The 21,210-nt window shown below is 49.5% G+C and carries 22 protein-coding genes, 1 tRNA gene and 1 pseudogene; 7 read left to right on the top strand and 17 right to left on the bottom strand.

Annotated features, from left to right (window positions below):
* Window positions 1-322: 322 nt before the first annotated feature.
* The 6 genes from ACHZA2_RS07215 to ACHZA2_RS07190 all read right to left on the bottom strand — a co-directional run bounded on the left by ACHZA2_RS07215 (window position 323) and on the right by ACHZA2_RS07190 (window position 5,657).
* Window positions 323-3,397: a hypothetical protein gene (locus ACHZA2_RS07215; RefSeq protein WP_319579165.1), complete on the bottom strand. Its 3,075-nt coding sequence runs from the start codon at window positions 3,395-3,397 to the stop codon at window positions 323-325.
* Complete coding sequence (locus tag ACHZA2_RS07210; protein ID WP_319579164.1) at window positions 3,387-3,578, bottom strand: hypothetical protein; 192 nt, start codon at window positions 3,576-3,578, stop codon at window positions 3,387-3,389. Before ACHZA2_RS07210 ends, ACHZA2_RS07215 begins: the two co-directional genes overlap by 11 nt.
* Window positions 3,575-3,838 carry a hypothetical protein gene (locus ACHZA2_RS07205; RefSeq protein ID WP_319579163.1) on the bottom strand — a complete coding sequence of 88 codons (264 nt, stop codon included), beginning with the start codon at window positions 3,836-3,838 and terminating at the stop codon, window positions 3,575-3,577. The genes ACHZA2_RS07210 and ACHZA2_RS07205 overlap by 4 nt, the downstream gene beginning before the upstream one ends.
* Entirely contained in the window at window positions 3,835-4,167 is a 333-nt protein-coding gene (locus tag ACHZA2_RS07200) for a hypothetical protein (RefSeq protein ID WP_319579162.1), read from the bottom strand. Before ACHZA2_RS07200 ends, ACHZA2_RS07205 begins: the two co-directional genes overlap by 4 nt.
* Window positions 4,168-4,265: 98 nt before the next feature.
* A complete protein-coding gene (locus ACHZA2_RS07195) occupies window positions 4,266-4,412 on the bottom strand; it encodes a hypothetical protein (protein WP_319579161.1) in 147 nt (48 codons plus the stop codon).
* A 600-nt stretch (window positions 4,413-5,012) separates the two neighbouring features.
* On the bottom strand, window positions 5,013-5,657 hold the full coding sequence (locus ACHZA2_RS07190; RefSeq protein ID WP_394698516.1) for a hypothetical protein: 645 nt from the start codon (window positions 5,655-5,657) through the stop codon (window positions 5,013-5,015).
* Between the two features lie 476 nt (window positions 5,658-6,133).
* Between ACHZA2_RS07190 and ACHZA2_RS07185 the strand changes: the two genes are divergently transcribed.
* A complete protein-coding gene (locus ACHZA2_RS07185) occupies window positions 6,134-6,637 on the top strand; it encodes a hypothetical protein (RefSeq protein WP_319579159.1) in 504 nt (167 codons plus the stop codon).
* A 31-nt stretch (window positions 6,638-6,668) separates the two neighbouring features.
* Window positions 6,669-7,244 carry a hypothetical protein gene (locus ACHZA2_RS07180; protein ID WP_319579158.1) on the top strand — a complete coding sequence of 192 codons (576 nt, stop codon included), beginning with the start codon at window positions 6,669-6,671 and terminating at the stop codon, window positions 7,242-7,244.
* Here the strand turns inward: ACHZA2_RS07180 and ACHZA2_RS07175 are convergent.
* Window positions 7,237-8,433 (bottom strand): ISH3 family transposase, encoded by a 1,197-nt coding sequence (locus tag ACHZA2_RS07175; protein WP_319579157.1) that lies wholly within the window; start codon window positions 8,431-8,433, stop codon window positions 7,237-7,239. The two genes, ACHZA2_RS07180 and ACHZA2_RS07175, sit on opposite strands and share 8 nt — an antisense overlap.
* A gap of 87 nt (window positions 8,434-8,520) precedes the next feature.
* On the opposite strand from ACHZA2_RS07175, the gene ACHZA2_RS07170 reads away from it, so the two are divergent.
* Both ACHZA2_RS07170 and eif1A read left to right on the top strand, forming a co-directional pair.
* The gene (locus ACHZA2_RS07170; protein ID WP_319579156.1) at window positions 8,521-8,709 is read left to right on the top strand and encodes a hypothetical protein; all 189 of its coding nucleotides are present in this window, start codon (window positions 8,521-8,523) and stop codon (window positions 8,707-8,709) included.
* A gap of 423 nt (window positions 8,710-9,132) precedes the next feature.
* Window positions 9,133-9,471, top strand: a complete 339-nt coding sequence (gene eif1A / locus ACHZA2_RS07165) for a translation initiation factor eIF-1A (protein WP_319540920.1) — start codon at window positions 9,133-9,135, stop codon at window positions 9,469-9,471.
* 117 nt (window positions 9,472-9,588) lie between these two features.
* Here eif1A and ACHZA2_RS07160 read toward each other — a convergent pair whose 3' ends face one another.
* Window positions 9,589-9,891 (bottom strand): RNA-binding protein, encoded by a 303-nt coding sequence (locus tag ACHZA2_RS07160; RefSeq protein WP_319539477.1) that lies wholly within the window; start codon window positions 9,889-9,891, stop codon window positions 9,589-9,591.
* Between the two features lie 465 nt (window positions 9,892-10,356).
* Window positions 10,357-10,445, bottom strand: a tRNA-Met gene (locus tag ACHZA2_RS07155).
* 101 nt (window positions 10,446-10,546) lie between these two features.
* Between ACHZA2_RS07155 and cutA the strand changes: the two genes are divergently transcribed.
* Window positions 10,547-10,873, top strand: coding sequence for a divalent-cation tolerance protein CutA (cutA, locus tag ACHZA2_RS07150; RefSeq protein ID WP_319539478.1), 327 nt, complete (start codon window positions 10,547-10,549; stop codon window positions 10,871-10,873).
* Between the two features lie 142 nt (window positions 10,874-11,015).
* Window positions 11,016-11,267: a PRC-barrel domain-containing protein gene (locus tag ACHZA2_RS07145; protein WP_319539479.1), complete on the top strand. Its 252-nt coding sequence runs from the start codon at window positions 11,016-11,018 to the stop codon at window positions 11,265-11,267.
* Here the strand turns inward: ACHZA2_RS07145 and ACHZA2_RS07140 are convergent.
* The 8 genes and pseudogenes from ACHZA2_RS07140 to ACHZA2_RS07105 all read right to left on the bottom strand — a co-directional run bounded on the left by ACHZA2_RS07140 (window position 11,249) and on the right by ACHZA2_RS07105 (window position 20,976).
* The gene (locus ACHZA2_RS07140) at window positions 11,249-11,947 is read right to left on the bottom strand and encodes a phosphoglycolate phosphatase (protein WP_319539480.1); all 699 of its coding nucleotides are present in this window, start codon (window positions 11,945-11,947) and stop codon (window positions 11,249-11,251) included. The two genes, ACHZA2_RS07145 and ACHZA2_RS07140, sit on opposite strands and share 19 nt — an antisense overlap.
* 3 nt (window positions 11,948-11,950) lie before the next feature.
* The gene (radA, locus tag ACHZA2_RS07135) at window positions 11,951-12,925 is read right to left on the bottom strand and encodes a DNA repair and recombination protein RadA (RefSeq protein WP_319540921.1); all 975 of its coding nucleotides are present in this window, start codon (window positions 12,923-12,925) and stop codon (window positions 11,951-11,953) included.
* Between the two features lie 87 nt (window positions 12,926-13,012).
* Window positions 13,013-13,177: pseudogene (locus ACHZA2_RS07130) on the bottom strand (helix-hairpin-helix domain-containing protein); the annotation flags it as partial.
* Window positions 13,178-13,580: 403 nt separating this feature from the next.
* Window positions 13,581-14,873 carry an OB-fold nucleic acid binding domain-containing protein gene (locus tag ACHZA2_RS07125; RefSeq protein ID WP_319579155.1) on the bottom strand — a complete coding sequence of 431 codons (1,293 nt, stop codon included), beginning with the start codon at window positions 14,871-14,873 and terminating at the stop codon, window positions 13,581-13,583.
* Window positions 14,874-14,937: 64 nt separating this feature from the next.
* Window positions 14,938-16,227 carry a diaminopimelate decarboxylase gene (gene lysA, locus ACHZA2_RS07120; RefSeq protein ID WP_319580950.1) on the bottom strand — a complete coding sequence of 430 codons (1,290 nt, stop codon included), beginning with the start codon at window positions 16,225-16,227 and terminating at the stop codon, window positions 14,938-14,940.
* Window positions 16,227-17,375: an LL-diaminopimelate aminotransferase gene (locus ACHZA2_RS07115; RefSeq protein WP_319579154.1), complete on the bottom strand. Its 1,149-nt coding sequence runs from the start codon at window positions 17,373-17,375 to the stop codon at window positions 16,227-16,229. Before ACHZA2_RS07115 ends, lysA begins: the two co-directional genes overlap by 1 nt.
* A gap of 53 nt (window positions 17,376-17,428) precedes the next feature.
* On the bottom strand, window positions 17,429-18,532 hold the full coding sequence (locus tag ACHZA2_RS07110) for a DMT family transporter (RefSeq protein ID WP_319579153.1): 1,104 nt from the start codon (window positions 18,530-18,532) through the stop codon (window positions 17,429-17,431).
* Between the two features lie 74 nt (window positions 18,533-18,606).
* Window positions 18,607-20,976 (bottom strand): Cache 3/Cache 2 fusion domain-containing protein, encoded by a 2,370-nt coding sequence (locus ACHZA2_RS07105; RefSeq protein WP_319580949.1) that lies wholly within the window; start codon window positions 20,974-20,976, stop codon window positions 18,607-18,609.
* On the opposite strand from ACHZA2_RS07105, the gene ACHZA2_RS07100 reads away from it, so the two are divergent.
* Window positions 20,957-21,154, top strand: a complete 198-nt coding sequence (locus ACHZA2_RS07100) for a hypothetical protein (protein WP_319579152.1) — start codon at window positions 20,957-20,959, stop codon at window positions 21,152-21,154. The two genes, ACHZA2_RS07105 and ACHZA2_RS07100, sit on opposite strands and share 20 nt — an antisense overlap.
* Window positions 21,155-21,210: the final 56 nt, after the last annotated feature.

The raw sequence follows: 21,210 nt of genomic DNA, 5'->3' as shown, positions 1-21,210 counted from the left end.
GATATAAGCGCATAATAAATTTATATTTAATTGTTAAGGAAAAGTGAAAGAATCGCTTTATAGAGGAATATCTTGTATCAGGAATAGGAGGATAGAGTTTTTCACAACCTTATGCGCTTATGTGTCGGGAGGTGAGGATACACCTGACCATCTACCGGAATCGTCACCTTCACTCCCCGGGCCGACTCCGAAAGGTCAGCCTCCCCGGATGGCAACACCTGTTGAGGCTCTATGCCGGACACTCAGCAAGATCCTCCCTGGTTATAGTCCCAATATTCCCCTGACCGTCAACAATCACCCGGACAAGACCCTCTCACACCACTCATTTACCGGTTTTCTCATCGGCAGCCTCCCTTATCCCGGGGAGATTCTGGTAGCAGATCTCACAGATCACAGTCTTCGTTTCCGGATCCAGCCAGGTCGCCTTCTGCCTCCCGCAGACCACACACTTCCCAAGATCCTTGCTGATCCGGGTCATCAGTCCCGGATTCAGAACACCGGGAAGAACCCGGACCTGTGATGACTCGGCCTTGAGCACCCTCTCATAGCACCTCCCGCAGATCTTCCGGTTCATCCGTGGAGGCTCTTTCAGACGTGCAGAGGTCATTCGCTCCTGATAGTTCACCCATTTTGACCCACAACAGTCACAGGGACCGGTGCCAAATCCCCCGGTTATACCGGTAAAATCCTCTGACCTGATCCCGCTCAAAGGAAGAGATCCAGATCCTTCGGAATTCTCAGAACCTGGCGAATGAACAGAGGCAGCAACGGGAAGATTACGGATCTCGTGGCTGCACAAATCATCCTCTGATTCGAAAACAGGTAAATCTGCACCATCAGATCGGGTGCTCTGATCACCTGAAGCGGAACTGGCAGGTTCACGTATATGAGCACACACAGAGGATCGCTCTCCGATCCCCTGCTTCATATCTGCATAATCTCCGCTATGAGTACTAATAATCTTAGAATTACTAAGATTATCTTCTTCTACGTCGCTTACATCGCCGGATACACTGGTGGAATCCTTCGCATTCCTTCCGTTATCATCCGCTCCTCCACCAGAAGGATCCTCTCTCCTGTCCTGATCATCTGAATGGTATCCGTCAATCCAGCAGCCATCATCAGAGATCCAGCACTCATACACATAGGGATCCCAGGCATACGCCTTTGACCTCCGGTGTGCAGCATTGAGTCCGCCCTCGTCAGTGACCAGCGTCCGGTCACAGACCGAGATGGCAGGACACTTCTCAAGAAGCCCTGAATACTGGTGCCCGCGACTGACTGAACCATGCAGCATCTTATGAATCACCGAGTATGACCACCCGGTAACATGCTGCATCTCCGAGACCGTGATCTCGCCAAGACCCCTGGACATGATCGCCTCAACCAGTTCAGACTCTCTTCTGGTCAGTTTTGACTGCTGACCTCCATCGGTCCCGTTCAGGGCTTTATAGAGCCGGCAGGCACTCCTGAAGTCCTCAACCGTTGCGTTGATGATGACCATGCTTCCTGACTCGCTCCTCTCCCGCTGGTTCTGCATCAGTACCGCATGAGCCTTCACCAGATCAAGCAGCATATCAGGATTACGCCGGTTCATCGATGTAGAGAACCTGATCCGCTTTGCAAACGGAACCACGACCCAGACCGGGGCAATCGTTCGCCACATCTCCTTGCAGACCTCAAGTTCAGGCCTGACTCCCTGTTCATTCACCGGAACTGCAGCAGCCTCATCAAGCGTCTGGGCAAGAACCTTCGCATCCTGATCCTCTGAATCATCGATCCAGCAGGTCAGCATCCGGTTCCAGATCTGGTCATCGCCGGTTCCCTCAACCTTTGCAACCCACCAGACACACCGTTCAGGAATGACACATGTCTTCCCTCCCCGGTCCTTGTCCACAGTGCGGTACTTGAACGGCTTTTTGAACGAGGTGGTAACCCCTTTCAGAACCTCCTGCATTGCATCAGAGAGCGTGACGTCATCAAGGACAATAACGGTCCCGGGCTTCATATCCTTGATGTAAAAGAGAGCCTTATCGCTCATCCTGCCCTCAAGGCGGAGTTCCTCGGGAACCTGCAGCATCATCGTGTCAAAGGCATGTGACTTCCCTTTTCCAGACTCCCCGGTAACCGAGACATGCAGTCCTTTTGCGTTGATCACCTGCCGGGAAGCAAGAGACATCGCCAGGCACTCGGCAACAACCGGATCACCGATATGATCCAGGCTGAAGGTGTCAAGCATATACCTGAGCGGGCTGCCATCGCTCAGAATCCTTGTAGCCTCTATCTGTATCTCCGATGGTACACCAGATGCCAGTCGGGGGCTCGCTTCGCTCGCCCCCTCCCCCTCATCCTCTTCACGTGGCTTGAGTCGGTTTCTTCTGATCCGCTCTTCTATTGTCCCCTCGAACTTCTCTCTCAGTTCAGCCCATCGCTGTGAGCCTCCTCCGCACGAGGAATGATGACAACCGGCGAAGATAGCCCCGTTTTGAAACTGGATGGCGTATGCTCCGTCAGTATGTGCTGATGAGAACGGGCAGTCGCCAAGAACGAAGAGTCTTCCTCCTGCAAACGACTTTTCTGTATATGAGATCCCATTCCCGGTCAGCCATGTACCGAGATCTATCTGTTCGCCACGTCTTCTGTCCCTGAAGCCAGGTTCAGGCTGTTCTTTCGGGATCATACTGCATATGGCAGATACCTGCTCCCCGGTGACAATGCCCAACTCCCCATCCGGAGCAGAGATGATCCTGGCAGGCCGGTGGGGACGATCAGCAATATTATCCCCTTTCCTTGAAGTTGTCCCGTAGAGCTTCCATATCCTCCCTGCATTGAACACAGCCCGGTCAACCTGGCATACACTATCAGAAAAGAGGAGATGGAGCGTTTCGAGCACCCCTCTCACCTGATCCCTGGCGTTATCATCGTTCTGAAGATCGATCCTGAACAGAAGATGAGCCCCGTTGCCGGAGTCTGCGATAACCGGTTGTGGCCATCCGATACCGGTAAGATATCCTGCGATATCTCCTGCCTTTTCTATTGCAGCCTCATGCTCGTTGTCTGATGAAGAGACACCTGATGGTCTGACCGGATCGATATCTATCGGTAGCCATCTCCGGCTGATGATATCTGCATCTCCTGTGGTCGAATCACTCCGCGAAAGTTTCCTCTCCAGCCGGTTTGCTCTCCGTGCCAACAGATCCGGATTCACCGGGTTTAACGTGACATATATTCCTGCATACTCTCCCCGGTTCTCCAGGATCTGGACCGCAGAGGCAAGTTTTTCAATGTTATTGAAGTAGCCGGATGCTGTGCCCCACTTTCCAAGAGCCCTGACCTCTGTCACCTGCCCGGGGATGAAAAGCGTGCTGTATGCGGTTTTGATCTCCTCAAACGTCATGAGACCCCCGGCAGGATGTCATCTCCCGGATCCACCCGAGTTTAAAAAACCAGGTGCATCTCTTCCTCCTGAAAAACAGGGGATCAGGAAGAAAAATCCCGTATACACGTTCCAGAATGGTCTGTATACATCTGTTCACCGTCTGGTCTGTCCTGCTGGTGAAAGGACCGGTATTGTTCATACCCGCTCCACCGTCCAGACTAAACAGCCCTTTATGGCTGTGTTCCTGGCCGGATACCGCCCTTTCATGTAAGCTGTGATGAATGTCTTCAGACACCGTGGTGATATCCTGGCAAGATATGGATACCGGTCAGGATTTCTGGAGATCTCACTCTCAATCAGTGTTCGTGAGAGGTACCGGTTCATAGGCGATGAAAGCCTGTTTACCGCGTCCTCAATTTCATCTCCGGCTTCAGGTACCTTTGAGAAGACCGGACTCATGCTGTCCTCCCCTTCACCGGAAGTGCTCCTCCTGGAAGGATCAGGTACCTGAACCAGGAGTTGGATCGATAGAGCCAGAACTGCACAGTTCCCGGGACCGACTTCTCCTGTACACAGCCTGAAAGGTCCTGTACTACATCAGAGTATCCGGTGATCGATTCAGATCTTGTTCTTCGTACCACGACGAAGAGGATTTCAACTCCTTTCCATGCGATAAGGTCAAACAGGCGGGATCTTCCCGCAACCCTGGCGGTGTGGTACCCTTCAGATCTCAACTCTGAAATTGCTTGAAAGGTGATGGATCTCGCTGCGTGGCTACTGTCTGACATGTGCGTCACCCATGGGATTGTGCTCGAGGTTTTCTGCCTGAATTGCCTGACAGGGCCGCACACAATCCCAAAGATAGGGGGATTGCGTATTCTTCTGATCAGCAGGACCCATGCTCACACCCTCCGGGTGACAGGAAGATAGATGTTCTATCAATACAATACTGGAAGTATTCCCCTGCCATCATTCCGCTTCCGCCAAGATGAAGAATGGGTGTGCGGGGATTATCTGTTTTAGCGATATTCATGATTCTCCTCTGCTACAGATTGGTTTTTTCACTGATACTGTCAGATCGGGCATGTATGCTACGATTCTGGTGTATCAGGCTAAAAGTGGTCACGAACGATCATCCCACTCTTAGAAATTTACATGAGAGACAATCCGGGATTAGTATTTCGCTTTCGTCGCCTATTCTGTTTATATATAATTCAACAGATTGATTTAACAAGATTCAGGGTTTATCAGTGACTTGTTACGGATACTTTGAAAGGTCTGCGAATGGCTGCGTGTGTGAGATTGTGAAATCCCGGGAGCTGGTTTTCGAAAAGAGCCTGATTATGGGGAACTATACAGCCATGGTCTGCCAGATCGATTGCATTCTTACATTCCAGATATCCAATCTTTTCTAACTGTAATTCGGTGGTATCATCCACAGGGAGTTTCTTTGAGGTTGTCCAGTGAAAGGGGACTTTATATTATGCCCTTTATGAATCAAGTTGTAATTGTCGTGCCTGCCTGAGAGGCTGGTTGAGTCGTTTCGAGATAAAAGATCAGGAAACCCCCGATGATATTGGTAAGTTCAGTCTACCTGAAAAACGGTGGTGAATGAATGGTACACTATTCCGGTTCAATCCCACCAATGCCGGTAGAAGACACAAGGTCCCCCTTCATCAGTAGCATCATACCAGGTAGTATTATTCCACCAGTAGAACCTCCCACCTGAGTATCGTTTCTGGTAGTCCTTGAGATCTCCAACTACCAATGACTTATCTTTTAGATCTGTGGTTTGACCGAACATTCCCGGTTCGTCTAGAAGTATTAACTGGTAAAAGTATGAGTCCCAGATTTCATAATACCCAGGATCTTCTTGTCTGGAACCAAGTCTGGTGTCTGCAATGCTATAAGTATGAGGTTTATTCGGGAGTGGTTTGATCGATTGAGTCAGGAAATCTTCACCATAAGGAGGGGAAACTTTGGCTTCAAGGGTTCCTGACCGGTTGAAGATCGTCATACCGCGAGCAGATGTGGAATGACCCCAGTAGGGATCGACCCAATCATCAGTAACACCACAAACAGAATACATATGCCCGGATTCGTTAGCCTCAAACGTAATCAGTTTTTGAACAGAGCTCTGGGTCACATCTTTTGTTTCCGAGATATTCCCTCCGGTAGTCATTGTGGTATCAGTATTTCTTCGGCTGCTATGATAATCGACAACATCGCCCCATGGATCGCGATCCACCGCTTTGTAATTTGTCCGATCTGCTATCATACCAGTAGTGTCGATCTGGCAGTTAGTGGAGAATCTTCCAGGGTCGTCGTAAATATATGCTGAAACAGGTGGCAAAAACCATGTACAAAGAACTAAGGCGTAAAAAAAATGAACCCACCTCTGATACATCTGGGATCAACATCAATCGTTAGCTCGATAACAGTTGTGAAACTGTATCAAATGACAAAAACCAGTACACGTATGCCAATACCTCAAGAACTGGTAATTCTATTACGGTGATACAATTATGCCAGACACACAAATCGAAGTAATATCCGCACAGAGTGACGACAACCGGGTGGAATCATCATTCAAATCCGGTAACTTAATTAGACGAGGAGATAAAATAATAATCTATTTTCCTTAAATTCTCATTTCTGATTCAGATCTCACTCATTTTTGCCACTCGTTAAAACCCTATTCATTCCCACGTCGGTTTTTATTAAGCCGCGACAGAAAAGCGGCGGGGTCGAACAATGGCAGATTTTACAACCAAATCAGTAACCAAGTCGGCGGTACGGAAACTCACCACACCGATCGATACCGTTACGAAATTCCTGGCTCTCGTCCAGGATATTGTCGATAACAACCCGTGGGGATGTGTATCATACACCTCAAATGGTGCAACCGTTGCAGCGGTAGTCCGGGGGTCTGAATCCTATTCTGGAACAATTGTCTACGAAAATACACTGGCAAAGACTGTTGGTCAGATCTCGGTCAAGGCTCCAACCTCAGCAGCCTTCAGCACCGATGTGAGTACCATCATCGCTGCTACCGCGATCAACACCGCGATGGGTGGGACTCCCTCACATGACAGTTCAGAAGACTCCTTCAGATGCACTCTGAAATGTCATGCTGCAAACGGCGAGAATTTCACTGTCACCTTCAACCGTGACAGTGTGACTGTCTCCAGTTACGAGGCTGACAACATCCTGACCGACATCGAGGCATGGGCTGACACCGTGGCACTTCTGGCCTGATGATCTCCCATTTTTTCATCATTCGAGGCTGATGAAGATGAAGAAGATTCTTTTAACCACCGGAATCGTTTGTCTTGCCCTTGCTGGCTGGATCTCGGCAGATCTGATCTCGTCTTCGATCTCGGTTGACGGATCCAGTTGGATCAAGTCTTCCGTTACCGGAGACCGGTCATATGCCGGACTCATGTTCACAACTGACACATCAACGGTAACCCGATCAGTTGACTTTTCAAAGGCTCTTGACACACAGACACGGATATCGTCAACCGGTCCGCTCGGTGTATCAGAGTACTCAAAACAGACAAATGCACCAAAAGATGAGTTCTGGAGGTGCCTGTTTGCCCGTTCAGATACGAATCCTGAACAGAGGAATGAGATTGAAACCCGGGGTATTCTGTCATCCGGGAATTATACCGGAGTCAGGGGTCTTACAGAGAATCTGACCACTGCAGGGACAGATATCAATGGTAATGGGCTGATGTCTCTGAGTAAACGGTCTGAATCCATGAACCGGTCGCAGGAAGAGCGATCAGTAGCAGCGGGAAGGATGAATGTATCAGAGTATGTCAGTAGTTCGCTAACTCATTTACAGATATTAATTATTTAACGTAACTATATCGAGATCTCTCAATTGGAACCCTGTATGAGGGAATTCGAGTCCTAACCTTTCTCAACTTTTTTGTATAATTCCAAAGGAGATCAAGGAACCATTCAAACCTGAATGCACGCAAAATAATTACACGAGGACCTGTCTGGATAGGTGAAAAATAATCCCATGCTATCGCAAGCCAAATATTCTTTAAGAGCATTGAAACTATGGCGTAAAAATACCTAAGTTTTACACTTTTAGACGATGTTTTAGGCTTTGACCGGTTTCTCATCCTATAAGATGATTCAATTGCGAATCGAGTACGATATATGTTGAAAATCTTTTTGAACTTCCAATCTATTCCAAATACAACATATCCATAGTTAATCGCTTTGTTCTTCCCTCTTTTCCCTTTCGAGTATGTGGTAACAACAGCTAATCTGAAAGTAACTGGACACTTTCGGTCCTTCATTGTATAGGTGTCAAACCTTGATCCTCTTCCGTCTAATAACTCTATCATCCGTTTTCCATGTCTTTTTACTGGGATAATGTGAGGCACATCGCAGATCTGTAATAGTTTGATAACTTTTTTACTATAAAAACCACGATCTAAACATAAAACCTCCATCTTCAGGTTTAATGACTTTATTACGTCCAAAAAGTATGCTACATAGTAAGCTGAAGAGAACTCCGGATGCATCGGGAGGATGGATAAAGTAAGCTGACGGTTTTTGTTAATGACATACAGAGTTGCGTATCCGTAAAAATCGTTTGTAGACTTCTTTTTCTGGCTTCGGACAATATAATCACAGTTTTCCTGGGTTTGATTACCATAGTAGGGATCCAACGTAAAATCTATTGCGAATTTATACGCTGTTCCAGGATTAAGGATGGATATTGCATCAGAGGTTAGTATTTCTACATTATTTTCCTGAAGAAAGTCAAAGTCAAGTTTCTGAAGGTGGTGCCGCATTGAGGTTTCACAAGGAACATTAACAAGACTATTCGTTGTTGAATGAATTGATCCCTGATTAGAAGCCATTCCGACGACTGTTTCAATAACTTTTCTCTGGTTCAGTTTTCCTCGAATCGGGATTTGAAGAGTATTGTCAAGCGCAGAAACGACCCTTCTAAAGCACGTCTTCTCGCTAATTGAAGGGCAATTTGTCGCAGGATTGGATTTAAACTGATATGCCGCAGGGGGCAACTCATATCTATATTAAGGTGCCGAATTGCACTCGGCGTCGAAAAATTGAGTTGGTGAACTACTGTATGTAGAATACGGAGGTGAATCATGAACCTCATGAACATCATAACCGTGCTATCTCTGGTGATCGCTCTCTCAACCGGGATAGCCACGATCCTGATGTATCTGCGGTATGTGTCAGTAGTTCGTGGCGCTTTCATGGCTATAAAGGCAGACAAGACGGGAGAGATTGAGATCGTTGATCTCCTCAATGACCTGGTGAAACTGCCCGGATAACAACCTGTCCGGATATTTGTTTAAATTGTAATGCCGTGAGAACGGCGGAGAACAGATGAACGGGCGGGTCAAATCCTCCCGTTTGTGCCTGGGATTATGTGCCTTGACATGACCCCTGATAATCACCACAATGGCCGTCATCTCTCCTCTCAAACACCCACATCCTCCTTTTTTGATTTTACTGACGGCCAGGCTGGTTATCTCTGATTACTGACATAATTTGAAATATTTACAATTTCTCCATTATTTTTTTCACCGATACATACATACGCTTTGAGGCCGTTTATTTAGACAACTAACTACGTTTTTTCAAAAGAGAAATTTCGTCATAGTTACTAGTGCGAACTGAATGCTCAAACCTTGTAAATTTCTTTCTGCCAGGCTTTTCGTAGTTCCTTTGCACTTTTTACAGGAGTTGATTAGATAACAGAGACAGATGGCGATTCAAATACCAGTCCGGCACCCGGGGTTCCAGGACAACCTGAAGCGGATACTATACGAGTCAAACTTCCTAATAGCAGGAAGGGTGAACAGTTTGCGATTGCAGAACTGATGCTTGGGTCTTTTCATATACGTGTCCGTAGTTCTGACGGAGTAAGCCGCCTTGGAAGAATCAAGGGGAAGATGAAACGCCGTGTCTGGATTCGCGAAGGGGATATAATTATCATTGTTCCATGGTCATTCCAGGACGAGAAATGTGACATTATTTATCGATACACCCCTCCCCAGCGGGACTGGTTACGAAGAAATAAGTACGTATAACCTTACTTTTTTTATTGGTTCTGGAATAAACCAGATAATTCAATGAAAAAACAGAACCATCGATATATTTTTTAAAAGAATATCGGTGAGAAAAAGGATTTTTGAGTTACTTTAGAATTAGTAACGTCTTTTGTTAAAGCCGCCGGAAGAACTTCCGCCTCTGTTATCGCCAAAGTTTGTCCTTGGCTGCATCGGGCGTGCCTCGTCAATTTTTAACGTTCTTCCGCCAAAATCGGCGTTATTCAGCGCATCGAGAGCTGCCTGAGCTTCGTCTGATGATCCCATCTCGACAAATGCAAATCCTTTGTTCTCGATGATTTTCGCACTTACGACCTGACCGTAGGTTGAAAACAGATCTGTGAGTTCATTCTCTTTTGTTGAATAGGAGAGATTGCCTACGTATAACTTATTTCCGTTCATTAAATTCCTGTCCTGGGTTTTGCAAAAGGTTCGACGCAGATAAAAAATTGATTTTACTGCTACAGAGAATTACATAAAAATAGAAGTGAATTTAATCAACAAAAATGATATTTTCAAAACTATTGTAAGAATTTACTGATCCGTCTGCAGAACCACAATGATGTGTCATATGAAATAGTTTCTCATCGGTGGGATTTTCTGAGGATTACTATACCCCTTTCAGAATACACAACTTGTGAAATGAAAATTTTCATTCTGGTTTTATATGAATTTTAGTGACAGAATGGGATCAGATTGGGGGTGTTGATGAACATTGCGGAAACTGCTGGGTATGGGCTGATATAACCAAGTAGTACCTTTGCAACCATCGATAATTCTAATAATTTTAAAATCTATTTGATTTACAAAAAAAGAATCTCAATCCAAGCCGGAATTGTGTTTAAAGATCCCAGCCCGAAATTAGTATGCTGTTGACGGGATCCGAACCCGCGACCTCCAGATATCTCAGATTTCTCTTATGAGTCTGGCGCCCTAACCAACTAGGCCACAACAGCACAGATGCTTATATTAGAACAACCTCTCCGAACTTAAACCTATTTGTCACCTCCCTTGACCGTGAATGATCTTCATATATCCACAAGACCGAGAACTATCAATGGCTGACCAGAACCCCTCTGATATCTCGGTTATCTACTGCACTGCCCCTTCTGATGATTCGACCAGGATCGCCCGGGAACTCCTGGAGCGCCGACTGGTGGCCTGTGTAAACATCACGCCGGTTCGTTCCCTCTACCGGTGGGAAGGACATCTCTGTGATGAACACGAAGACCTACTCATCATTAAAACTGCGAACCATTGCATTGATGACCTTATTTCTACCATCAGGGCCATCCACCCGTATGAGGTACCTGAGATCATCGCACTGCCGGTCTCAAAGGGGTTTTCAGGATATATTGACTGGGTCATGAATGAGACTGTCTAAACAGAGATGAATGCATAAGTTTTGCGCTCAACGGACGCTCCTGGTGCTCATAATCATCAGTGAGCCTGTTCCATAGGATAAACGGGTAGAAGGTCCTTTCAAAAAAGTATCTTTAATATCATTCACGACTGAAAAATCTGTAATGAAAGCGGTACTTGCACGGAGTCTCTCCCACAAGCAGATCATGACCAACGACGGGAAAGCCATCGGCGAGCTGCGCAACCTTATGGTTGATTTTGATACCGGACAGATAACTGACCTCATCATCGAACCGGACGAGACATATGACACAACCGGATACCAGATGGATGGCGACCGGATGATGGTTCCGTTCGAATCCGTTCGGGATATTAAGGATTTTATCGTGATTGACCGCTATCTCTCAAAAATGTGAGGGAAGAACCGGGTCATAACCTCAACAAATCCTTCTCCATACGGAATCGAAGAGATATACGCGGCAGCCTGTTTTACTTCCTGTCCCGCATTTGCAACGCAGCATCCCATACCTGCAGCCTGTATCATGTCGGTATCATTCTCAGAGTCACCGATGGCAAGAAACTCTGACTGTGGTATGCCGAGATCTCCAGCGATATGTCTGAAGGTGGACCCTTTACTAAAGCCCTTCTCCTGGATATGAATAGCAAAATTGGTGTCAAGAACTGAAACATTCCAGTTGGCGAGAAGACCTCTGACCTCATCTACCGGAACATTGCGGGCAAATGCAACATCTGCAAACCGTTCCCTCGGTGAGTACATGTCAAGGGTGATCCCCTGCTCCTGAAAGTGCCTGGTCAGGAGATCAAGGGCATCAAGGGCTATCTGGCGGTTAGGAAGGATCTTTAGTTCTCCGGTAAATCCTACTCTGTATACTCCGCCATTCTCGCCTATGAATGTCCCGCTGGTTCCGATAAGCTTGGAAAGACCCTTGAGGATGCAGGAGGTGTTTCCACTCGCGAGAACCACCTGAATCCCGTTATCCTGAAGTATTCTGATTGTTTCTATTGCACACGTACTGAGCCTGCGTCTCTCGTCAGTAAGTGTTCCGTCTATATCTGTGATGACTGCTCGCAGCACAACTTAACAGGCCCTGAGGCCACCCTCTTCCACGAGGAATGTAGCTTCACCATCTGGCAGGTTTGGACTGTCCACCAGTCTGAAGATACGCTTTCCTCCCTTGCTCTTTCTCAGATAGACCCTGAATGTTGCCGTGTGTCCGACGATGTTTCCTCCGATCGGTTTTGTCGGGTCACCGAAGAAGACGGCCGGGTTTGACATTACCTGGTTGGTGACGAGCCCGATTGCGTTGTACTCGTCGCAAAGTTTAAAGATATCATGCATATGCCTGTTCAGTTTCTGCTGACGTTCAGCCAGGGTTCCCCTGCCTGCATACTCTGACCTGAAGAGACCGGTGAGTGAGTCCACGATGATCAGTTTTACCGGCTTTCCCTGATTCTTGAGTTCTTCTGCAAGTTCATGAGTATTCTCAATAAGGAGCATCTGGTGATCAGAGGTCTGGGCCCGGGCCACATGGATGTTCTTGAGAAACTCCTGTGGGTCGGCACCTTCGATCTCAAGTCCATTTACCATCTGTTCGATACGTTCAGGTCTGAAGGTATTCTCGGTGTCCACGTAGATGACCGAGCCATTGAGCCCACCAAGTTCCTCCGGGAGTTGGACGTTCACTGCAAGCTGATGGACGATCTGGGATTTACCTGAACCGAACTCACCGTAGAGTTCTGAAATTGCCTGTGTCTCAAATCCGCCTCCCAGAAGTTCATCAACTTCCGGAACCAGGGTCCTGAGTTTCTTAATAAGAAGTCGTGCTTCAAAGACCTCGGTCCCGGTCTTGAAACCTCCTATGTCTGCCTGTTCCCGGCACCACTTGATCATCTTCTTGGCGGTTGATTCTCCGATCTCAGCCGCTTCAGAGAGTGTTGACGGGGTAGCGGTTGCAATCCCTTCGATCGTCAGGAATCCTCCATCACGAAGTTTCTCTGCAATCGCAGGTCCCACACCTGGTATATCCTCGATCTCCAGTCTTTTGGCATTCATAGACACATTATCTGAACCAGCATCAGATGGCCCTTCATCAGTCTCACCCTCGCCACCCTCGGTGGTCTGGGAAACACACCACTTGATCATCTTGCGGGCCGTCGCTTCACCGATCTCGGCCAGCTCGTAAAGTTCAGATGCAGACGACTGTGCAATCTTTTCGACAGTCTCGTATCCTGCTTCACGGAGTTTTTCTGCAGTGGTTGGTCCGACGCCTGGTATATCCTCAAGTTGGTATGCTTCTGCTGCCATAATGTTCTATCCCTACACTACCCATCACTCAGACCCCCATTTAAACTTCAGTGAAACAGGGCGAAAGTGAAATGAGATAAATTTCTGATGCCTGATATCCTGTTAAATATTCTTTGATCGCAAAAAAAAGACCTTTAATCAGATTTTAATACTTTCGCGATATGATCGGCACATGCAAAAACCTGGCAGAAAACCGTTGATACAGCCTCCGTTAGCCTGTCGGTGATGACGTGGTCTGGTGTGGATCAGAAGACAACTGAAATCTGCTGCATCGGATGGAAGGGTGATCGGGGTGTAATGGAAAAAAGGGATTTAATCAGTTATTATCTCAAAAAATTCCGTTTGTAATTGGAACAACTTTTTATAGTCGTGCAAATCACTGGGTGAAAGTATTTTTTCTGACTCATCCGAGGCTCTGAAGTAACTGCCCGAGGCCAGCCTGAACAACCTCCAGAGAAATGTTGCTTTTCTCATTACCGTCAATAAACAGCCTTTTCCCACTCACAATTCCGTGAAAGGTGATCTCGATCCCGTGCTGGTATGGTCCCTCGATCAGGAATGCCTGCACGCCGTCGTCGATGACCTTGCCCGTGGGTGTCTCGATGACCGTCCCATCTATGCTGATCCGCTCCCCGTTCTCGTCAGGGACGATGAGCAGGCAGCTTCCCCGTCCCACTGAGAGTTCGGTCTCCCCGGTTCTGCCTACCCGTGCAGGAACATGGTAGGCAATCACCTTTTCACCGGCGAGAAGCGACCGTGAGGCCTCGTCGTCCCAGAGCACGAGGGGAAGAGTGGCAGTTCCATCAGATATCCTGACATTCCGTACCCATGAAGAGGTCCCGTCCCGCCTCGTGAACGGGCGGGGAGGCTGGACCTGCACAAGGTCCCCTGAAACTGTCACGGTCTGGTCGGGTTTCACATCACCGAGGGGTGTGTGCGGGATATCCGGCCGCTCTTCTGCAGGGGCCATCAGGGTGTTCTCATCGATCACGATCTCCCTGCCACCAAAATCCCCTTCCTTTTCAAGAATGCCTGATGCACTCACAGCCATTCCCGGTGTACAGCCGGTGAGCATCGCTGCATCCCAGCAGAGGAGCCGTGCAGTTCCTGTAGTATCACCGACGATCCCGCTGATCATCTCACCGCTTGTTCCGTCCTTTCTCGTGAATGATTTAGCTGGCTGCAGGCTGATGATCAGGAGATTGGTGTCCTTTCGTTCAGGCTGCTTATGCTCCTTCGGAGTCATCTCACAGTCTATCTCGACATGCGTCTTACGCAGGTTGAGGGGTTGAATCTCCTTCAGGCTCTTTCCGTGCCTGCCGATCACCTCGACAACCTCTCCTGCCTCGAACGACTCGCTGATTGCTGATGCCTGTTCGTCCCAGAAGACAAGATCGGTCTGCCCTGTCTCGTCAGCGACAGTTACCCGTGCGACAAGCCCCTTATTCCCTTCAGGCCGGTCAAACTCCTTTACGTCCGAGCAGGCAAGGATCTTTGCATAAAAGCAGAAGAGCGAGGATCTGCCACGTAATCCCTTGATCTTCACATGGGAACGGCCCAGATCCCTGACAACTAGCAGGGCAGCAGCCACTTCATCGGCAAGGTTTCCGCAGTCCTCGATCTTCTTCTCGATCCTCTTGTCAAACTCTTCCCTGCTGATCAGATCATCAACGAGTGCGTAGTGGTACCTTACCACGGGCTTCCTCCTCTGGACTCAATGCCCGGGTGAGACTGAAAAAAAGGTGCTGTTCTCACCATTCTTACAGCCACGGGGGAGTTACCACGGCTGCCAGCAGGTCTTCGAGTGTCTCAGCCCTTCGCATCAGGGCTGACTCCTTTCCTTTCACCAGTACTTCAGCGCAGCGACCCCTACCATTGTACTGTGATGCCATTGAGTAGCCATACGCCCCGGCATCAAGGAGGGCGATGAGATCGCCTGCCTGGACAGCAGGAAGTTCCCGGTCATGGGCAAGGATATCACCGGTCTCACAGATCGGGCCGGTGATGGTGTATGTCTCTTCCGGCTTTTCTCCCGCCTGGTTTGCAACTACAACCTCGTGGTACGAGTCATACATTGCAGGTCTGATCAGCGTGTTAAACCCTGCATCCACGTTCACAAAGGTCTTGTGAGCATTTTTCACTGAGTTGACCTTCGTGAGCAGGATCGTTGAATCACAGACCATTGATCTGCCTGGCTCTATCCAGATCTCGGGAGAGATACCAAGTCTCGTGAATGTCGCAGTGATCTCGGGCATGACCGCATCTGCGTAGGCGGCAAACGCCGGTGCCGGATCGCCGGTGTGCTCGTAGCAGACACCAAGACCGCCACCGAGGTCGACGAACTTAAATTTCACTCCCATCTTGTGGAGCTCTGCCACAACCTCCATCAGCACCTGTGCCTCTTTGGCAAACGGCTCGACAGAGAGGATCTGCGACCCGATGTGACAGTGTATCCCGACCGGGATTACATGGTTACATGCGAGTGCCTGGGCATATGCCTCGGTGATTGCGACTGCAGGGATACCGAACTTGGAGGTTGCAAGTCCGGTAGCGATCTTCGGGTGGGTCGGGACATCGATGGCAGGGTTCACCCTGAACGAGATCTCGACGACCTTTCCTGCCTCACCTGCGATCCGGTCGAGCTGCATCAGTTCATCGATGGAGTCGAGTGATACTCTGACCCCTTTCTCAACTGCAAGCCGGTGATCAGCCTCGGTCTTTGAACTTCCGTTAAAGAGGAGGTACTCAGGTTTCATCCCTGCCTGCAGGGCGATGCTAAGTTCACCTGATGAGAAGACATCTGCTCCTGCCCCCTCCTGTGCAAGGATCTTCAGGATGGCAGGATTTCCGTTTGCCTTTGCAGCATAGAGGATTCTGATGGCAGGATAGCGGGCTGTGAGAGCCTTCTTGTATCCGTGAAAGTTTGCCCTGATCCGGTCCTCGTCTGTGACGTACAGGGGGGTGCCATATTTGAATGCGAGTTCTACTGCATCGCACCCGTTGATCCAGAGGTGCCGGTCTTTGATAGAGATGTGCTCCGGAAGGGTCATTACCATGATACCGACTCCATCCTGTCTATAGCTTCGCGAATCCGGTCAACAGATCTGGTGATTGCGAACCTGACATATCCCTCGCCGGATTTACCAAATCCGATACCCGGGGTGACGACAATTCCTGTCTCGTTCAGCATCTTTGCAGCGGTTGCCATACTGCCTTCGACCTTCAGCCAGACATAGAAGGTCGCCTTTGGTGCCTGGATATCGAACCCGAGTTTCTGCAGGCCTGATACCAGGACATCACGGCGTTCCTGGTAGATGGAACACGCCTCTGCAACGCAGTCCTGCGGGCCTGAAAGTGCCGCAATGGCAGCATGCTGCACCGGGTTGAAGGTTCCCGAGTCGATGTTGGTCTTGACGACTCCAAGACCCCTGATGATCTCCTTGTTTCCGACTGCCATCCCGATACGCCAGCCGGTCATATTGTAGGTCTTGGAGAGCGAGTGCATCTCGATACCAACCTCTGATGCCCCGTCAGTCTCCAGGAACGAGGGAGCCTTGTATCCATCAAAGGAGACTTCAGAGTACGCGTTGTCACTCACCACCACGATCTCGTTCTCACGTGCGAACTGCACGACCTCTTCAAAGAATTTGGGGGGAGCGATGGCTGAGGTGGGGTTGTTCGGGTAGTTGATCCACATGAGTTTTGACTTCTTCGCAATATCTTTTGGAATTGCATCGAGGTCAGGGAGGAATTTATTCTCACGAAGGAGTGGCATCTCATGGACTTTTCCCTCTGAGAAGAGCGCTCCGGTTGAGTACACCGGGTATCCGGGGCTTGGGACGAGGACGTAGTCGCCCGGGTTGACGAGTGCTTCAGGGATGTGGGCAACCCCGTCCTTTGATCCCATCAGAGAGATGATCTCTGATGACGGGTCGAGGTCTACGGAGAACCGGCGCTTATACCATCCGGCGACTGCCTCGCGGAATGCCTGCATCCCGAGATATGATGGGTAATGATGATTGTCTGGATCCTGTGCAGCATCGATGAGTGCCTGCACAATATGGGGCGGGGTGGGAAGGTCGGGATCTCCAACCCCGAGGTCGATGACATCCACCCCTTCGCCGCGTTTCTTTGCCTTCATCTCGTCGATGCGGGCGAAGAGGTACGGGGGGAGGTTATCGATCCGTTTTGCAAACATGTGAATCCATTGGACCGGATTCTTCTTAATTCTGCGCTGCAGGAAGTATGATTCTACCTTTGTTCTTTGGATACAACCTGCCGTTTGTGCCGGTGTTGATGATGAATGTCAGGGGTATGCTCGTGCTCATGCACAATCTCCTCGTGCGAATGGAGATGAGTATGATACCCGTCAGGCCCGGTTTGTGGTGTCCCTTTCGGGTGGAGATGCTTATGGTGGTCATCATCGTGCCGGTGCCGGTGATCATGTACCTCTGGCATATGCCGGTGGGGATGGCTGTGATGTTCGGTTAGCAGGATCACGATCCCGGTGAGCATCAGACAGACAGCCGGGATGAAGATCAGCCCGGGAAGATCCCTGAAGAGGATCAGACCTACGATGATTCCGAACACCGGGTTGATCCCGAAGTATGAACCGGTCCGTGCCGGTCCGAGGTCACGCAGTGCTTTCAGGAAGCAGAAGGTCATCAGGCCGCCGAACCCGGTCATCCCGATGAGGGCTGCTGCCGCCACAGGCATGGCACCCGGGAGTGGTTCTCCGATGATCCTGGCTACAATGAAGGTAATCACTCCTGCAAAGAGGCCTTTATACATCACGATTGCAAGGGGATCCCGGCCCGCAACCTGTCGGGAGCAGCTGGTGTCAACTCCCCAGCAGAGGCAGGTGAAGAGGATTCCTGCTGCTCCTATCGAGAGTCCGAGCGGCAGTTCAGGCCTCCATGCAAGCGTTATGCAGGCAAGGGTGATGCACCCGAGTGCCGTCCAGACCCGCTTTCCTGCCCGCTCTCCTGAAACTATCCTGGCTACGAGTGCGGTTGCAACAGCCTCAAAGCTGAGCAGAACCGATGCCTCCCAGGCTGTTACCGATCGGAGCGAGAGTGTGAGGCTGGTTGTTGCGAGCACGGCACCAAAGAAGGAGGCACCGATTACCCAGGGAACAGCAGCCCTTGTGAGCGGCGGCTCAGTGGTGGTGACTCCCCGGAGATGGCGAAAAAGCCGGTATACTGCCGTTCCGCCTCCACTTCCAAGATAGATCATACTTGCAAGGGTGATCGGGGCTATGCCTGCCAGTGCCATCTTAGCCATCGGGGCAGAAGAGCCGAAGAGCAACGCAGCGGCAAGGATGAAGAGGACCGGCCTTGCAGGAGAAGAGATCACGGTCAGTACGTGTTGGAGGTGAAGCCCGATAAACAAGTGGGAAAAAAGTGGGAAGAGAGGGATGACTGATTGGTTCAGATTTTAAACCTGCTCATCTCATTCTCGATGAACTGGGTCGATTCAAGGGCGTTTTTAACGACACTTCTGATCTCGTCCATCGAGGTGTTGACATGATCGATCATGGTCACAATCTGGTCAACTGCTGCAGACGACTCTTCGCTTGCTGCTGCAAGCCCGACAGACTCCTTTGCAGTCTGCTGAACCATATCCCCGAACTCATGCACGGTGGCGGTGACCTCTTCAACAGAGGCAGCCTGCTCCTCGCTGGCTGCAGCAACCTCATTCATGTTACGGTCTATCTCTGCTATTGAGCCAACGATTTCGCTGAAAATAGCAAGTGATTCTCCGACCGCCTCATCTCCGGTCTTGACCTCAGTCAGAGAGACCTTCACAGCCGCGGTGATCGCGACCGTCTTCTGCTGCAGGGCAGTAATGATGGATGCGATGTTCTCTGCAGACTTCTGCGACCCGGTTGCAAGGTCTTTGACCTCACCTGCAACAACTGCAAATCCGAGTCCTGCCTCTCCTGCTCGTGCTGCTTCTATCGCAGCGTTCAGGGCAAGTAGGTTTGTCTGTTCTGCTATAGAACTGATGATGTCAACAATCCTTCCGATCTCGTTCATCTGGCTGCTGATATCAGTGACCATCCGCTCGATATCGGCAGACGAGTGCATGATCCCCTGCATCCCGGTCTCAGCTCTTCCTGCAACCTGCTTACCACGGCCAGAGAGCTCGGAGGCACTGCCGGTAAGGGCCGTTACCTCGTTCATTTTACCTGCAACTGCAGAGACTGTTGTGGCGAGATCCTGCATTGCATTCATGATCTGCTGGGTGCTGTTGCCGCTGTGTTCTGCCAGGGTGTTAACCGCACCTGCGATCTGGGCCACCTGCCCGGTTCCCGCAGATACATCCTCGATGCTGCGGTGTGCCTGCACAATCCCATCGGTGATAGAGTCGACGTTGGATCCTACATCACCCATGGCTCCTGCCAGTTCCTCGACCTCCTGTTTGACCTTGGAGATCGCTTCAGAGATGTCTGCTCCGATCTTGTTGAGTGCATCCCTGAAGGTAACAAACTCGCCTTTCAGTTGTAATGATGGATCTACCCGTGCGGTAAAGTCACCCTTTGCGTACTCACCAGATAGCCGCATCGCCTCCTTGATGGGTGTTGCCATTGCGTCAACGGTCTTGTTGACCCCGCCGATGATGAGAGCATAATCACCCTGGAACTTGGTCGGATCTCCCCGTACGTTCAGGTTCCCATCTGCTGCGGCAATACTGATCGTCTGGACCTCATCCCTGAACCGCTCAAACGTCCTGATAACCTCAAGGAAGGATCTGTTCAGGATTCCAATCTCGTCCCTGCTTGCTGACTCGCTGATGCTGACCGAGAGGTTTCCCTTAGTAATCTGCTCTGAAAGGTTAACGAGTTCGTTCATCCGCCTTGATATCGAGTTTCCGAACCAGTATGAGATCGCAACCCCGGCAATGGATCCGAGTATGATAACGAGCACGATGGTGCTCCTGATCGCATCAATCGGGCTCAAAAAGTCTGAAAGTGAACCATTTGCAACGATGATCCAGTCAAATGGTTCATAATATGCGAAGGCGGCCACCTTGTCAACGCCGTTATATGAATACTGGATGAATCCGTTCTTTTTGGTGATGATATCCTTGATGAACGGAAGATCTGAATCGTTCTTCCCTTCGTTGGTTGGGTGGGCGATGGTGTATCCGGTGGAGTTGAGGATGTACATATATCCCTTCTCACCGATCTTCTTTCCCTTTATCTGATCTTTGAGCACACCAACGGTTGCGTTTTCGTCAACGCCGACGAAGAGGAGCCCGATGATCTCACCGCTGCTGTTTTTGATAGGTTCGTATGCGGTGATGTACTTCTTGCCTACCACGTTGGCGGTGCCATAGTAGGTTTCTCCCTTGTTTATGACAGCATCGTACACGGCCTGTGAGACTGTTGTCCCTATGGCCCTCTTTCCGTCTTCACCGATGACATTGGTAGAGATCCTGACCGCTTTGTCACCCTGTTTCTGGAATACCGTTGCTGCTCCACCGACCAGTTGCTGTACCCCGTCGACGATCTCAAAGTTGTCGTTTACAACGTACTGTGACGATCCTGATGTAAGCACCAGTTTTCCATCACGGATCTCAGGTTTCCCTTTGGTGTAAAACGAACTTCGCAGAATATTGAGGTCGTCGTTCACCTTGTTCTGGGTAAGGTTGTTGACCGTGGCACTGGCATCCTGCATATCTACAACCTGGTTCTCCAGGTTCTGTCTGATATCGCTGTATACTGCGTTGTAGGCACTGGTGTATGCGATGGCCCCGAGGATAAGGACCGGTACTATGACAAGTAAAAGGCAGATGATCCTGATCTTCTGGCCTATTGTTGCATTATTTAAAAATTTTAACTTCCTCTCTTTCGTATTATCCTTCAGAATAATTCCTCCTCTTCTCCCTGTTATCCAGGCAGGGTTAGATAATAGATACTCTCACAGGGGTTACCATAAGCCTGTCGGTTTTGCTTGGCAAATTAATAAATAACATCCTGTCGGTAGAAAGAAAATTTGAATCTAAAAAAGGGGTATTCCTAATACACA

The organism is uncultured Methanospirillum sp. (genome assembly GCF_963668415.2).
Classification (GTDB): Archaea; Halobacteriota; Methanomicrobia; order Methanomicrobiales; family Methanospirillaceae; genus Methanospirillum.
Note: the sequence above shows the minus strand (reverse complement) of the source record. Positions and strands in the feature narration are given on the sequence as shown.